Raw genomic sequence first — 14,558 nt, 5'->3', positions numbered from 1 at the left:
AGCCTCCTTGGTTACACGCGTTCGATCACCGTGGCAATCCCCTGCCCCACGCCGATGCACATGGTGCACAGGGCATAGCGCTTGCCGGTTTTTTGCAGCTCATGAGCGGCGGTGAGCAGCAGGCGTGCCCCGGACATGCCCAGCGGGTGGCCCAAGGCAATGCCGCCGCCGTTGGGGTTGACCCGCGGGTCGTCGTCGGCGATATCCAGTTCGCGCATGCAGGCCAGGGCCTGGGCGGCGAAGGCTTCATTGAGCTCGATGATATCGATGTCGTCGATCGACATGCCGAGTCGATCGAGCAGCTTGCGCGTCGCCGGCACCGGGCCGATGCCCATGATGCGCGGATCGACCCCGGCGGTGGCCATACCCAGGATACGCGCCATGGGTTTGAGGCCATGCTGTTCCACCGCTGCCTCGCTGGCCACCAGCATGGCCGCGGCGCCGTCATTGACTCCGGAGGCATTGCCGGCGGTGACGCTGCCGTTCTCACGGAACGGAGTTGGCAACTTGGCCAGCTTTTCCAGGGTGGTGCCCGGTCGCAAGTGCTCGTCTTGATCGAAGATCAGCGGCGCCTGCTTGCGCCGGCGGATCTCGATGGCGGTGATCTCCTCGGCGAAGCGCCCTTCCCGCTGGGCTCGCTCGGCCTTCTGCTGGGAGCGCAGGGCGAAGGCATCCTGATCTTCGCGCGACACCTTGAACTGTTCGGCAACGTTCTCGGCGGTCTCCGGCATGGAGTGGGTGTCGTACACCTGCTTCATCAAGGGGTTGACGAAGCGCCAGCCGATGGTGGTGTCCTCGATCTTCTGGTTGCGTGCAAAGGCCGTCTCGGCCTTGCCCATCACCAAGGGGGCTCGGGACATGGACTCCACCCCGCCGGCCAGCGCCAGCTCGAACTCGCCGGCCTTGATGGCGCGAAAGGCGGTACCCACCGCATCCATGCCGGAGCCACACAGGCGGTTCATGGTGGTACCCGGCACCGAGGTCGGAAGGCCCGCGAGCAGCGCCGACATGCGCGCCACGTTGCGGTTGTCCTCGCCCGCCTGGTTGGCGCAGCCCATGATCACCTCGTCGATAACGGCGGGATCGAGGCTCGGCGCCTCGACCAGCACCGCCTTGAAGATGTCGGCGGCGAAATCGTCGGGACGCACCGCGGCCAGGGTACCGCCGAAGCGACCCACGGCGGTGCGCCGGGGATGACACAGATAAACGGAGTTGCTATCGGCCTGGCTCATGATCTCTCCCCCGGCGCCTCACCGGCATGGTGGCGGGCGGTGCGTTCCTTAAGTTCGCGCAGTACCTCGAGCTCTCGGGCGTTCGGCTCCGGCGTGGCCTCGAGGGAATCGGCGAAGCGGACCTCCCAGCCGGTGGCTTCGATCACGTCTTCCTTCGTCACACCGGGATGCAGCGAGGTGACGGTGAGTTCCTTGGTGATCGGATCCGGCTTCATCACGCACAGGTCGGTGATCACTCGGGTCGGCCCCTTGCCGATATTGGGTACGTCGTCGCGCCCCTTGCCGTCACGCCCGAAGCCCAGGGTGGTGACGAAGTCCACGTCCTTGACGAAGGTGCGCTTGGAGTGCTTCAAGGTGACGAAGACCTCACCCGCATTCGTCGCGATCTCCGGCGCGCCGCCACCACCGGGCAAGCGCACCTTGGGTGCGGCGTAATCGCCGATCAGGGTCGTATTGAGATTGGCGAAACGATCGATCTGGGCGGTGCCCAGGAAACCGACGCTGACATGACCGCCCTGCAGCCAGTAGCGAAACATCTCGGGGACCGAGACCGTGGTCAGCGCCGACTCGCACAGCTCGCCGTCGCCAATGGACAGCGGCAACACCTCCGGCTTGGTCTGCAGGGTGCCGGATTCGTAGATCAGCACCACGTCCGGCGCGTGGGTCAGTCGTGCCAGGTTGGCGGCCTCGGAAGGCAGTCCGATGCCGACGAAGCAGGTCATGCCGTTTTCCAGGGCGCGGGCGGCGGTGACGGTCATCATCTCTGCGGAAGTGTATTCGGTGCTCATCAGGCTTGCCCCCCTGCATTCATGACGTTCTCTTCGATCCATTGGGTGAAGGTATCGCGATCCCGGGCGATGGCGTCCCACTCCTTGTAGAAGCGGTTGTTGCGCGGGTAGTAGCCGTGGGCGTAGGAGGGATAGGCGCCCTGCTCGGCCACCGCGATGGCATTGATCGCCCAGCCGGGAATCACGCAGGCGTTGGGCTCGACGCCCAGGTCGTCGACGATTTCCTCGACGGTGACGATGCTCGCCCTGGCGGCCAGCACGGCCTCCTTCTGGACACCGATGATGCCTTCCACCAGCACATTGCCCTGCCGGTCGGCCTTCTGGGCATGCACGATGGAGACATCCGGGCGCACCGAAGGCACCGCGGCGAGGCGCTCGCTGCTGAAGGGGCACTCGATGAACTTGATCTGATCGTTGACCTTGGGCAGATCGCTGCCCACGTAGCCGCGCAGCACCGCCAATGGCAGACCGGCGGCCCCGGCCTCGTAGGCGCAGGCCATGGCGGCATGGCTGTGTTCGAGGATCTCGATCTTGTGCGGCCAGCCCTTCTCCACCGCATCGCGCAGGCGATGCAGCGAGCCGACGCCAGGATTGCCACCCCAGGAGAAGATCAGCTTCTTGACACAGCCGGCGCCGATCAATTGATCGTAGACAATGTCCGGGGTCATGCGGATCAACGTCAGGTCGCGCCGGCCCTGGCGGATCACCTCGTGGCCTGCGGCAAAGGGAATCAGGTGGGTGAAGCCTTCCATGGCCACGGTGGCGCCGTCGTCGACGTAGCGCGCCACCGCGTCATGCAGGCTGAGGAACTCGGCCATGATCGTTTACCTCTCGCTCTTATTTGTTCGTTTAGTGAACATAGGTTTGTAATACGAACAAAATAAGCGCTGTATACCGGTTCGTCAAATCCAAACAAAACAGGGAAGGCTCGCCTTCCCTGGATCAAATACGCTGAAAATCAGTGTCGGATCATTGAGTTAATTTGCTTGAAGCCAGGCAATGGCGCGCTCCACTTGCGCCTTACTACTACCAAGGTATAAGGCCGGATTCGTCACCCTGTCCAATTCGCTCGCCTCTATACCTTCCTTCACTTCGCCATGGTTACCCAATACCTCAGCGTAGCCTCTGCCGGTGCGACGCGCCGTCTCGGCGGCTTCGGTACTGAGGCGCTTGGCGGCGTCCTGGCCGAGAACCGGGGCCAGCAGTCGCGCGACCGGCTCCGCCATGATCGCTCCACCGGTAATTTCCAAGTTACGGCGCATGGCTTCTGAATGTACCTCCAGCCCCTCGAACAACTCCACCAGTCGTTCCAGCGCCCCTTCGACCAGCAAGGCACTATCCACCAGCGGCGCCCATTCCGCATGCCATTCCCCCAGCCCCCGTTCCAGGGGTTGGGCGGTGGCATTGAGGATCACCGTCGTGTGGCCATGCACCTGACGCACCGCCCCGCGAATCAGGGCACAGCGCACCGGGTTGCGCTTGTGGGGCATCGACGAGGATTCGCCCATGCCCTCGCCGCCGGGCTCGCTCACCTCGCCGACTTCTGTCTGGGTCAACAAGGCGATATCCAGGGCGGCTTTCTCGGCGGCACCGGCGACGGCATCCAGAGCCGTGGCCAAGGCATGGATCGGTTGCCGATCGGTGTGCCAGGGCAGCACCGGAGTGGCCAGTCCCAGTTTCTGTGCCAGCATGACCATGAGTTCGACCCCCTGCTCTCCCCAGCCCGAATGCACGCCCACTGCGCCGCCGAACTGCACCGGCAGCCCACTCTCGATCAAGGGCGCAAGACGCCGGCGCGCCTGCTCAAGCCCCAGCGCCCAGTGGGCAACCTTGACGCCGAAAGTGATCGGTAGCGCCTGCTGCATCAGGGTGCGGCCGACCATAGGCGTCTCGGCATGAGTGTTCATCAATACGAGGGAGGCTGATTTGGTACGTTGGAGCAGATGATCGATTGCTTTCAGGCGCGGCTTGAGTAGCAGCATCAAGGCCGTGTCGAGCACGTCCTGGCTGGTGGCACCCTGATGCCAACAGGATTTGAGATCTTCGGGGAGCGCGGCGCGGCCCTGCTTGACGAAGGGAATGGCGGCGTTGCCACCGCTGGCGATTCCCGAGGCGATGGCGTCGAGATCGAAGGCATGGTCCCAGAACGCCGTCGTCATGCGCTGACTCGTGCCCTTGGGCAAGATGCCGGCGGTCTCCTGCACCTCGGCCAGGGCCAGCTCGAAGGCCAGCATGGCGCGAACCATCGCCTCGTTGGTACATGTGTTCAGGGCGCCAGTACTCATGAAAGGGTGCTGGATCAGGGCATCAGGCATGACGAGTTCTCCAAGTGATCAGGGCATCAGTCTGCTGCAAGGCTACGCACGTATGTTCGTCATTCGAACATTATGCTAGATTGAGCCCTAGCGCCAAGCAACATGCCAAGGAAGAGATTCGATGAACGCCCCGCTACAAGACGATACCCTGACCGCCGATGATCGCGATTTCGTCACCGCACTGGCCAGCGGTCTGGAGGTCATTCTGGCCTTCGATGCCGCCAATCCGCGCATGACGCTGAGCGAAGTGGCGGCACGCACCGGCATGAACCGTGCCCGCGCCCGACGCTTTTTGCTGACGCTGCACGCCCTGGGCTATGTACGCAAGGAACAGCGCCACTTCACACTGGCGCCCAAGGTGTTGCAACTCGGCTATTCCTTTCTTTCGGCCAACAACTATCGCTCGGTGATCCAGCAATATCTCGAGGACATCACCCATGAAAGCGGCGAGTCCTCGTCGCTGGGCGTGCTGGATGGCGACGAGGTCATCTACGTGGCCCGCTCCGCCGCCAAGCATCGCCTGATGGCGATCTCGCTTTCCGTGGGCACGCGCCTGCCCGCGGCCTACACCTCCATGGGCCGAATGCTGCTGGCGCAATTGCCGGACGATGAGCTCGAGGCCTATCTCGCCAGGGTCACCCTCGAGCGCCATACCGACAAGTCCATCGTCGATCGCGCCCAGTTGCGCAACTGCCTTCTCAAGGTGCGCCAGCAGGGTTACTGCATCGTCGATCAAGAACTGGATTCAGGATTGCGCTCCCTGGCGGTGCCCGCCTTCGATGCCAATGACAGACTGCTGGGCGCAATCAACATCAGCACCAATGCCTCGCGCATCGACTTCGAAACCCTGCGCGATACTTTCCTGCCGCTGCTGCAGGACAAGGCCCGGCTGATCCGTGCCAATGTCAGTTGACACTTGCCGCGCCTCGTTCGCTGATTTTTCCGCTACTCCAGCGATTCGTAGGGCAGCCCCACATAGTTCTCGGCAATGACCTTGAGCCCTGCCTCGGAGCCGGTGTAGTAGTCGAGCTCGGCCCGCTGCATGCGCGCATTGAAGTCCTCTTCCTCGGAAAACTTGTGCAGTATCGAGGTCATCCACCAGGAGAAACGCTCTGCCTTCCAGATGCGCCGCAGACACACCTCGGAATAGCGCTCGATCAGATCGGTACGCCCTTCCTGATACACCTTGACCATCACGCGATAGAGCGTGTTGACGTCGCTGGCGGCTAGATTGAGGCCCTTGGCCCCGGTGGGCGGCACGATGTGGGCGGCATCGCCCACCAGAAACAGGCGGCCATACTGCATGGGCTCGGCGACAAAGCTTCTCAGTGGCGCGATGCTCTTTTCAATGGAGGGGCCCGTGACCAGATTTGCGGCGACGTCGTCGGGTATCCGGCGCTTGAGCTCCTCCCAGAAACGCTCGTCGGACCAGTCTTCGACCCTTTCCTCGTTGGAAACCTGCACGTAGTAGCGGCTGCGGGTCTTGGAGCGCATGCTGCACAGGGCAAAGCCCCGGGCGTGACTGGCGTAGATCAGCTCCTCCGCCACCGGCGGTGTATCCGAGAGCATTCCCAGCCAGCCAAAGGGGTAGTCTCGTTCGAAGGTGTTGATACGATCGGCGGGGATCGACTGACGTGCCACCCCATGGAAGCCGTCGCAGCCTGCGACATAGTCACAGTCCAGACGATGGACCTCACCATCCTTCTCGTACGTGACATAAGGACTATCGCTTTCCAAATCGTGAGGCTGAGCGTTTTCCGCTTCGTAGATCGTCTGGGCACCGACGGCCTCGCGGGCTTCCATCAGATCCCGAGTAACTTCGGTCTGGCCGTAGACCATCACTGTCTTGCCGCCGGTCAACTCCTTGAGATCGACCCGCTCGCGTCGATTGTCGAAGGCCAGCTCGAAGCCCTCGTGGGGTAGCCCTTCCGCATCCATGTTCTCGTCGACGCCGGCCTCGCGCAGCAGGTCGACCATGCTCTGCTCCAGCACCCCGGCGCGAATGCGGCTCAGCACATACTCGCCGGTACGCCGCTCGAGAATGACGTTCTCGATACCCTGGCGCTGAAGCAACTGGCCCAGCAGCAAGCCGGACGGCCCCGCACCGATAATGGCCACTTGTGTTTTCATGAAGGCACCTCTTCGCAGTGTGGTTGTCGGTACGTCGATAAAAACACTGTCTGTTTCAGAGCAGGAACAGCGTGGTCAGGACCGGGAACAGGATCAGCAGTGCCAGGCGCAGGAAGTCCGAGACGATGAAGGGGGTCACGCCCTTGAAGATCTCCCCCAGCCCCACATGGGGCGCCATCGCCTTGATAACGAAGACGTTCATGCCCACCGGCGGGGTGATAAGACCGAGCTCTACCGTGAGCACTGTGATAATGCCGAACCACACCGGATCAATGCCGAGCGATTGGATGATCGGAAAGACCACCGGCACCGTGATCACGAGCATCGCGATAGCGTCCATGAACATGCCGAGCACGAAGTACAGCAGCAGGATGCACAGCACCACCACCATCGGCGACAGGTCCATGGTGTATAGCAGATCGCTGATCGAGAACGCGATGCGCGACACCGAGATGAAGTAGCCCAGGGTCTCGGCCCCTACGAGCATGAAGAACACCACCGTGGAAAGCGCCAGGGTTTCCTGTACCGCCTGCCACAGCTCCCTAGCGCGCAGCCCCTTGATCAGCGCATAGAGCAAGGTGGCGAAGGCCCCCACGCTGGCTCCTTCCGTGGGGGTGAAGGCGCCGAAGTAAATGCCCAGGATGATTATCAGAAAGACCACCAGGAAAGGCACTAGCCCCACCAGAGAGGCAAATTTCTCTTTCCACGAGGTCGATTCCCCGGCGGCGACCAATCCTGGCTTGAGGCGCACCATCACCATGACCGTCAAGGCATACATCGCCATTCCCATTAGTCCCGGCACCAGCCCGGCCATGAACATGTCGCCCACCGACTGCTCGGTGAGGATGGCGTAGATCAGAAGCGCAATACTCGGCGGGATCATGATGCCCAGGGTGCCACCGGCGGCCAGCGCCCCTGTGGCCAGGCCGCGATCGTAGCCGTAGCGCTCCATCTCCGGCAGCGCCACCCGGGTCATGGTGCTGGCCGTGGCCAGTGAGGACCCCGAAATCGAGGAGAAGATACCGCAGGAGCCTACCGCGGCGATGGCCAGACCGCCCTTCCAGCCGCCGCAGATCACCCGGGTCGATTCGAACAGCTTGCCGGCCATGCCCGAATGCGCCGCCAGTACGCCCATGAGGATGAACATGGGAATGGCGCTGAAGCTGTAGTTGGTGAGCACCTCCACCGGCACCGACTTGAGCATCGAAATGGCCGCACCCCAGTCGATCACCTGGGCAAATCCCACCACCCCGACGATCAGCATGGTCAAGGCTACCGGTACGCGCAGCACCATCAGCACCAGCAGCAGGCCAAGCCCCAGCGCGCCTATGGTTTCAGTCGCCATGGGAGAACTCCCCAGGCACGCCATGCACGGCACTCAACCAGGCGTGGATCAGGCTGCGCAACGCGAGTAGCAGACTCAACGCCGCCGCCACATAATAAATGGGACTCATCGGCAGGCGCAGGTCCTGGGTGACTTCACCGTAGCCGGCGGCGCTGTATGCCGCATCCCACAAGCCGATGCACAACACCCCACCCAGCACCGTGAACCCCAGCAGGTAGATGCCGTGGAGACGGGTCTTCAAGGCATCGCTCAGGTTATGACTGAAGGCCTCCACCACCACCTGGCTCTTCTCGACATTGGCGGCCATCGCCGCGAGCAGCGCAAACAACATCGAATAGCTCACCAGTTCCACGCTACCGAGAATGGTGAAGGAGAACGCCCCCTCGGTGAGCCTGTACAGGTAACGCGTGGCGACATCGACGATGGTCACCAGCAGCGGCAGCACCAGGAAAATGCCGGCCACTAGCCGGCACAGGCGCTCGAGGCCGCGACTGAGTTGCTGGAGTCGCTGTTGCATGTGAGGTTCCTGGTTAGCTCGAAGGGCAGGATTGCCGCGCTTTCAGCGCCGCCTGATAGACTTCCTGGGCCTGATCGAGACCGCGTTCCTCGAGCCGTGCCAGATAATTATCGATCCCATCCTGCAGCGGCTTCTGCCAGTCGGGATTCTCGAGAGGCTTCTCCACCACGCGAATGGTGTGGCCCGCCTCCTCGGCTTCCTGCTTGCCGGCCTTGTCCAGGGCAGCAAAGACTTCCCCGGCGTTCTTCGCCCACTGCATGCCCGAATTGGCGTCGATCACCGCCTGTTGCTCAGCGCTCAGCCGGTCGTAGCTGCGCTGGCTCATGGTGGCGACGAAGATCAGCGTGTAGAACGGCACCTGGGTGTGATAGTTGGCCAACTCGTTGAGTCGGAAGACCTTCATGCCCTCCCAGGGAAAGCTCAGGCCGTCGATCACACCACGCTGCATGGCGGTGTAAATGTCCGGCGCGGGCATGCCGACCGGGCTGGCCCCCATGTTATCGAGAATGTCACCGGCCACGGCGGTGGGGCGGCGAATGCGCAGTCCTTCCAGATCGGCGGGCACCTGTACGTCGGTGTCCTTGGTATGGATGTAGCCCGGTCCGGTGGTAAACATGAACAGCACATGGGTGTCGTCGTATTCCTGCTCGATGCGGCCCTCGTCGTAAAGTGTCTGCAGGATACAGGCCCCTTGCGGGGCGGAATCCGCCACGCCGGGCAACTCGACGATCTGCGACAGCGGGAAGCGGCCCGCCGTGTAGCCCTGGGCGGTGATGGCGATATCGGAGATGCCCTTGACCGCGCCTTCGTAAGCGTCGTCGGCCTTGCTCAGAGTACCGGAGGGAAAGTTCTGCACCCGTAACTCGCCTCCAGATTCCTCCTCGACAGTGTCCGCCCACGCCTGAAAAATATCCTCATTGATGGCCGAGGCGCCGGGCCAAAAATGCGACATGCGCAGGGTGGTGGCGGCCTGGGCCGAGAGACTGGCCCCGGCGATGGCCAACATGAGCGCACAGCAGGTGAGCTTACGATGCATGGGAATCTCCGGATGTGTCGTTGTGATTGTTTGCCGTTGCATGCTCATTATAGAATGTTCGTATAATGAACATGCGTTCGTCTATCATTCGTTTAGTTATAGCACCTAGTGTCCTCGATGAAAATCGACCTTGGTCGAATCACAAGCCTCTTCCTTGCGAAACAGCGAACACCTCCGCCAGATAGTCGATCATTGTTCGAATCTTGGCCGGCGGCCGCCTTTGGGAAGGACCATGCCGCTGAAGGTACGCCGGAGCGGCACATACCAGCATCTTGCACTCCCCCAGCTTCCTTGGCCCGCAACGGGCTGTCACCCAGACGACCAACACGGATGGCCAGATCCCACATCTCGATCTCCCTGGCCGTGAGTTAAGCAGGACGTCTCGGACTGGATTGCTTGCTGATCGAGGACATGACCTTCCCCTCGGTGCTTGATTCTTCTGGCCATGCCCTCCACGTAGTCAAATGGAGACGAATCAGCGACAGGAGAATCCGATGAAACGCTATATCGTTGCGGCAGTGGCCAACTGGCTGAGAAAGCCCGAGAACCGCGAGAAGGCCAAGCAACAGGCAAGGCAGGTGTGGAACAAGTATCAGAACCGCAAAGGGGGCTCCACCCATCGAAGATGAAGCACCTCAATCTTGACGCCCCTCTTTACGCGCGTCTGGCTATGATCGGCCACCCGCCCTTTTCTCCACAAGCGGCGCCTTTCGGCTGCTATCACTCAATACCGCATAGGCTCCACAGCCGATCACCACGCCCCAGAAGGCCGAGCCGAGGCCAAACAGACTCATGCCCGAGGCGGTGGCCATGAAGGTGATGATCGCGGCTTCGCGATGCTCTACCTCGGCGACGGCGGCAAGGATGTTGTTGCTGATCGCCCCGATCAGCGCCAGGCCCGCCAGCACAGCGACGAAGGCGGCGGGCAGCGAGGTGAAGAGTGTCACGATGGTACCGGCGAATAGCCCGCCGACCAGATAGAAGACGCCATTGGCAATACCCGCCACGTAGCGCTTGTCCGGGTCCTCATGAGCATCCTTGCCGGTACAGATCGCCGCCGTGATCGCTGCCACCACCGTGGTGATACCACCGAACAGCGCCATCACCACGGACACCAGGCTGGTGACGGTGATGATGGGCTTGGCCTGGGTGTGATAGCCCGCTGCGCGCATGATCGCCATGCCGGGCAGGAACTGGCCGGTCAGGCTGACCAGCACCAGGGGCAAGGCCAGGCTCAGGGTGCCACTCCAGGTCCATTCAGGAACGATGAAGACCGGTGTCGCCAGCTGCCATTGCACGCCCGCAAGCGACGCATCCTCCAGCCACACCGCCAGCACGACACCGGTCAGCAATAGCAGAATCAGGCAGTATCGTGGCAGCAGGCGCTTGAATACCAGATAGGCGCTCAGCATGCCGATGGCGAGTGCCGGTGTGGTCTCGATGGCCAGAAAGGCCTCGAGCCCGAACTGAAAGAGGATGCCCGCCATCATGCCCGCCGCGATCCCTTTGGGAATGACTTGCACCAGGCGATCGAAGGAACCCGTTATGCCGACCACGAGGATGACCACGGCCGCCACGATATAGGCCCCTACCGCCTCGTTGACCGAGATCTCCGGAAACAGCGTGACCAGCAGTGCCGTGCCGGGGGGCGACCAGGCGGTGATCACCGGCGCCTTCAACCAGACGCTCAACAGGATACCGGAGACCGCCGCCCCCATTGAAATCGCCCACACCCAGGAGGTCATCATCGCGGTCGAGATATCGGCACTCTGGGCGGCCTGAAAGAAGATCGCCAACGGGCCGGAATAGGAAATCAGCACCGCCAAGAACCCTGCGGTGGTCGCGGACAGCGACCAGTCTTTCGATAATGTCCTGAACATTGACATTCCCATCGCTGACCTGGAAAAGCCCGCGCTTTGGAACCGCTCGCGGGCAAGAAGGATACAAACCGAACGATACCGGGATCATCGGAGATACCCGGAATACGTCAGATCGTTATGTCGCAGGCTCGTCCGCGATTCGAGGAGTAAATTCGAAGTCCTTGAACTCGACAAGCAACGAGAGTCCCACCCCCAATACCAGTGCCCAGAAGGAGGAGCCGATACCGAGAATCTGAATCCCGGAGACGGCGATCAGGAAGGAAAACATGGCGCCCACTTCATGCTTGCCGGAAAAGGTGATGTACATGGCCGAGCCAATCACACGCAGCAGCGCCAGGCCGGCAATGATGGCGATGAAATAGCTCGGCATGACCTCGATCAGGCTGAACACGAAGCCATAAAAAGGCGCCGCCACGACGAAAATGATGCCGACGATGACGGCGGCTACCCAGCGCTTGTCGTGGTCGCCAGCCTCCGGCCCGGAGCAGATACCGGTCATGGGGGCGGCGATGCAGGTGCTATGAAGGTTGAAGAAGGCCGAGACCATGGTGCCGACGCCACCCACGACGGTGATCGCATTGGCCGGCGCTTCCTTGTAGCCCATCCCCTTGACCAGGCCCACCCCGGCAGGCGTTTCCATGCCCACCAGAATCAGCGTCAAGGGCAAACCGTAGGCCAGGAAAGCCTCGAGGGTGAACCTGGGCATGATGAACTCGGGGAATCTTATCGAGAACTCCACCGTAGAGAAATCGGCGCCGGAAAATGCCATGTAGGCGACACCGACCAGTAAAGCGACGACCAGCGGTGGTACCCGGCGCAGGTAGCGTGCCGCCATGAAGAAGGACAGGATCATGATGACCGCCGGTAGCATGGCATTCTGCAGCGGCATCACCATATTGGTACCGAACTTGAGCAGAATACCCGCGACCATGCCCATGACAATGGGCATCGGGATCAGCCGCATGACCATGCTCATCATCCCGGCCAGACCGACGACCAGCGAGAGGGCACCGGCGATCAGCGTCGCCCCTAGCGCTTCATTGAGCCCTACGATGGGAATGATGGCCGCGAACAACAACGCGCCGGGAATGGAGTTGGCCATTGGCAGAGGCAGCCGATAATAGGCCGGCAGAAAGAGCCCAAACAAACCGTTGATCATCAAATAGCTGATGACCCATAGCAAAGTGAATTCCTGAGGGAGGCCAGCGGCGGTGCCGGCACTGATATGGATGATACCCGCGCTGAGGCCAAAGATACCGGCCACCAGACCGGCACTGAAATTGTCTGCATTGAGGTCTCTCATGAAGTCGCGGGGCGCCGACATGAGACCCACACCTTTTTCGATATGCTTCACGTTATTCTCCAGGGGTTTTGATATTGTTTTTAAAGCGCGCGCCCGGCAAGGCCTCACATCGAGCATGATTCATGAACCCGATAACAAGGCGCTGCTCTGTTGACTCGTTTTAGTGCTCAGGGGCTATCCCTGATCGCCACCGGCCACCGGCACGACCGTCCCGGTGATATAGCTGGCATCGTCGGAGGCCAGAAACAGGATCGGACCGGCCTGTTCATCCAGAGTGCCGTAGCGGTGCATCAGGCTGGAGGCCGTGGTCTGATCGATCAGCTGCTGATACCACACCTTCTCCTGCTCACTCTGGTTTTCGTTGTTGCGCGGTGTGCGCCTCGGCGGCGCCTCGGTGCCACCGGGGGCGGTGGCGTTGATGCGCACCCCAGCGTCGGCATAGTCGATGGACAACGCCACGGTCAGGGCGTTGACCCCCCCCTTGGCCGCGGCATAAGGCACTCGATTGACGCCCCGCGTGGCCACAGAGGAGACGTTGACGATGTTGCCCTGGCTTTCGAGCAGATGCGGCAGGGCTGCGCGACAGCACCACAGCGTCGGGAACAGCGAACGACGCACTTCAGCCTCGATCTGCGCCGGCTCGTAATGGCCGTAGGGCTTGGCCCAGATGGTGCCGCCGACATTGTTGATCAAAACGTCGATGCGCCCGAAGTGCGCATGGGTCTTTTGCATGGCCTCCTCTGCACCTTCCCAGGTCTCGAGATCCGCTTGCAAAGCGATGGCCTCGACACCCTGTTCACCCAACGCCTTGGCCAATTCCTTCACGTAGTCGGCACGATCCACCAGCGCCAGACGCGCGCCCTCCATGGCGGCACGTTCGGCGACCCGCCGCCCGATGCCTTGGGCGGCGCCGGTGATCACCATCACCCGATCCTGAAAGCGAGAAGATCGAACTCCGTCGATACTCATGCGGCGCCCTCCTGCTTGGCCTGATTGGGCGTGAATTTCTCGTAGTGAAAGCTCTGGGGCGCAATGCCCTGGTCGTCGAAGTAGTGCAGTACCGCATCCACCATCGGCGGTGGCCCGCACAGATAGACGTCCACGTCGCCATCGTTCAGCACCTTCCGATCCATATGATGGGTCACGTAGCCCTTGCGCGGATGATCGCTGGCCTCGTCCACCACCACGGTGGTGTAGCTGAAGCCCGGCAATTTTTCGACAAAGGCGTCCAGGGCCTCACACTTGACCAGATGGTCGTCCTTGTTGACCCCGTAGATCAGGTGGATCGGTTGATCGCAGCCCTTCTCCGCCAATTGAGCAAGCATCGAGAGAAACGGGGCCAGCCCGGTACCGCCGGCCAGCATCAGCACCGGCCGGGTGATATCCCGAAGGTAGAAGCTGCCCATGGGGCCGGTCATGGTGAGCCGGTCCCCAGGCTTGGCGGCGCCGTTGAGATAGCCACTCATCAACCCCTGAGGAATATTGCGGATCAGGAACGAGGCCTGCGTGCTGCCCGGGAACGAGCTGAACGAGTAGGATCGGGTTTGATCACTGCCCGGGATCTGAATATGGACGTATTGCCCCGGCAGAAAAGCCAGCTCGGCATTCTCGTCAAGGTCCACGACCAGATCGATGCTGTCTTCCGAGAGCGGCTCGATCGCCGCCACCTTGCCTTCGAAAGCGCCTATCTGGGTCTTGCACAGGGCCGAGGCCATTGGCACTTGGATCACGCAATCGGAACTCGGCACCATCTGGCAGGTCAGCACCAGACCTTCGGCCTCCTCTTCCTCGGAAAGCGCGTCTTCCAGATAGTCGTCCCCCAGGTCGAAGTCGCCCTGCACGCAGTGGCCCTTGCAGGTACCGCAGACCCCGTCCGAGCAGTCCATGGGCAGGTTGACCTTCTGGCGATAGGCGGCGTCGAGTACCGTCTCGCCTTCCTTGCAGCCGATGAAGCGGGTCACGCCATCCTCAAAATTGAGCGCTATGTTGTAGCTCATGTTCGTCCTCCCTCC

14 protein-coding genes are annotated in these 14,558 nt (G+C 61.7%); 2 read left to right on the top strand and 12 right to left on the bottom strand.

The features are described from left to right. Positions 1 to 11 precede the first annotated feature (11 nt). From pcaF to ACPF7Z_RS13985, 4 genes are all read right to left on the bottom strand, one after another. A complete protein-coding gene (gene pcaF / locus ACPF7Z_RS14000) occupies positions 12 to 1,232 on the bottom strand; it encodes a 3-oxoadipyl-CoA thiolase (protein WP_425193865.1) in 1,221 nt (406 codons plus the stop codon). Next, positions 1,229 to 2,020, bottom strand: coding sequence for a CoA-transferase subunit beta (locus ACPF7Z_RS13995; RefSeq protein ID WP_425193864.1), 792 nt, complete (start codon positions 2,018 to 2,020; stop codon positions 1,229 to 1,231). Before ACPF7Z_RS13995 ends, pcaF begins: the two co-directional genes overlap by 4 nt. Then, complete coding sequence (locus ACPF7Z_RS13990; RefSeq protein ID WP_425193863.1) at positions 2,020 to 2,838, bottom strand: CoA transferase subunit A; 819 nt, start codon at positions 2,836 to 2,838, stop codon at positions 2,020 to 2,022. Before ACPF7Z_RS13990 ends, ACPF7Z_RS13995 begins: the two co-directional genes overlap by 1 nt. 159 nt (positions 2,839 to 2,997) lie before the next feature. After that, a complete protein-coding gene (locus ACPF7Z_RS13985) occupies positions 2,998 to 4,335 on the bottom strand; it encodes a class-II fumarase/aspartase family protein (RefSeq protein ID WP_425193862.1) in 1,338 nt (445 codons plus the stop codon). A gap of 121 nt (positions 4,336 to 4,456) precedes the next feature. On the opposite strand from ACPF7Z_RS13985, the gene ACPF7Z_RS13980 reads away from it, so the two are divergent. Beyond that, positions 4,457 to 5,248, top strand: coding sequence for an IclR family transcriptional regulator domain-containing protein (locus ACPF7Z_RS13980; protein ID WP_425193861.1), 792 nt, complete (start codon positions 4,457 to 4,459; stop codon positions 5,246 to 5,248). 32 nt (positions 5,249 to 5,280) lie between these two features. Here ACPF7Z_RS13980 and pobA read toward each other — a convergent pair whose 3' ends face one another. Genes pobA through ACPF7Z_RS13960 form a run of 4 tightly spaced genes read right to left on the bottom strand, consistent with a single transcriptional unit; the run spans position 5,281 to position 9,363 of the window. Next, a complete protein-coding gene (pobA, locus tag ACPF7Z_RS13975; RefSeq protein ID WP_425193860.1) occupies positions 5,281 to 6,465 on the bottom strand; it encodes a 4-hydroxybenzoate 3-monooxygenase in 1,185 nt (394 codons plus the stop codon). 55 nt (positions 6,466 to 6,520) lie between these two features. Next, entirely contained in the window at positions 6,521 to 7,810 is a 1,290-nt protein-coding gene (locus ACPF7Z_RS13970; RefSeq protein WP_425193859.1) for a TRAP transporter large permease, read from the bottom strand. Beyond that, positions 7,800 to 8,327 carry a TRAP transporter small permease gene (locus ACPF7Z_RS13965; RefSeq protein WP_425193858.1) on the bottom strand — a complete coding sequence of 176 codons (528 nt, stop codon included), beginning with the start codon at positions 8,325 to 8,327 and terminating at the stop codon, positions 7,800 to 7,802. Before ACPF7Z_RS13965 ends, ACPF7Z_RS13970 begins: the two co-directional genes overlap by 11 nt. Positions 8,328 to 8,340: 13 nt before the next feature. Further along, positions 8,341 to 9,363 carry a TRAP transporter substrate-binding protein gene (locus tag ACPF7Z_RS13960; RefSeq protein ID WP_425193857.1) on the bottom strand — a complete coding sequence of 341 codons (1,023 nt, stop codon included), beginning with the start codon at positions 9,361 to 9,363 and terminating at the stop codon, positions 8,341 to 8,343. Between the two features lie 494 nt (positions 9,364 to 9,857). Here ACPF7Z_RS13960 and ACPF7Z_RS13955 point away from each other — a divergent pair, with 494 nt between their 5' ends. After that, complete coding sequence (locus ACPF7Z_RS13955; RefSeq protein WP_425193856.1) at positions 9,858 to 9,992, top strand: hypothetical protein; 135 nt, start codon at positions 9,858 to 9,860, stop codon at positions 9,990 to 9,992. A gap of 39 nt (positions 9,993 to 10,031) precedes the next feature. On the opposite strand, the gene ACPF7Z_RS13950 is transcribed toward ACPF7Z_RS13955, so the two are convergent. The 4 genes from ACPF7Z_RS13950 to benC form a co-directional block, all read right to left on the bottom strand. After that, the gene (locus tag ACPF7Z_RS13950) at positions 10,032 to 11,243 is read right to left on the bottom strand and encodes a benzoate/H(+) symporter BenE family transporter (protein ID WP_425193855.1); all 1,212 of its coding nucleotides are present in this window, start codon (positions 11,241 to 11,243) and stop codon (positions 10,032 to 10,034) included. Between the two features lie 115 nt (positions 11,244 to 11,358). After that, entirely contained in the window at positions 11,359 to 12,597 is a 1,239-nt protein-coding gene (locus ACPF7Z_RS13945) for a benzoate/H(+) symporter BenE family transporter (protein ID WP_425193854.1), read from the bottom strand. A gap of 123 nt (positions 12,598 to 12,720) precedes the next feature. Next, entirely contained in the window at positions 12,721 to 13,515 is a 795-nt protein-coding gene (gene benD, locus ACPF7Z_RS13940; RefSeq protein ID WP_425193853.1) for a benzoate diol dehydrogenase BenD, read from the bottom strand. Further along, on the bottom strand, positions 13,512 to 14,543 hold the full coding sequence (gene benC / locus ACPF7Z_RS13935; RefSeq protein WP_425193852.1) for a benzoate 1,2-dioxygenase electron transfer component BenC: 1,032 nt from the start codon (positions 14,541 to 14,543) through the stop codon (positions 13,512 to 13,514). Before benC ends, benD begins: the two co-directional genes overlap by 4 nt. Positions 14,544 to 14,558 lie beyond the last annotated feature (15 nt).

It is taken from the genome of Halomonas sp. GXIMD04776, assembly GCF_049808615.1.
In the GTDB taxonomy this organism is placed as follows: domain Bacteria; phylum Pseudomonadota; class Gammaproteobacteria; order Pseudomonadales; family Halomonadaceae; genus Modicisalibacter.
The sequence above is the reverse complement of the archived record's forward strand: the minus strand, read 5'-3'. Positions and strand labels throughout refer to the sequence as shown.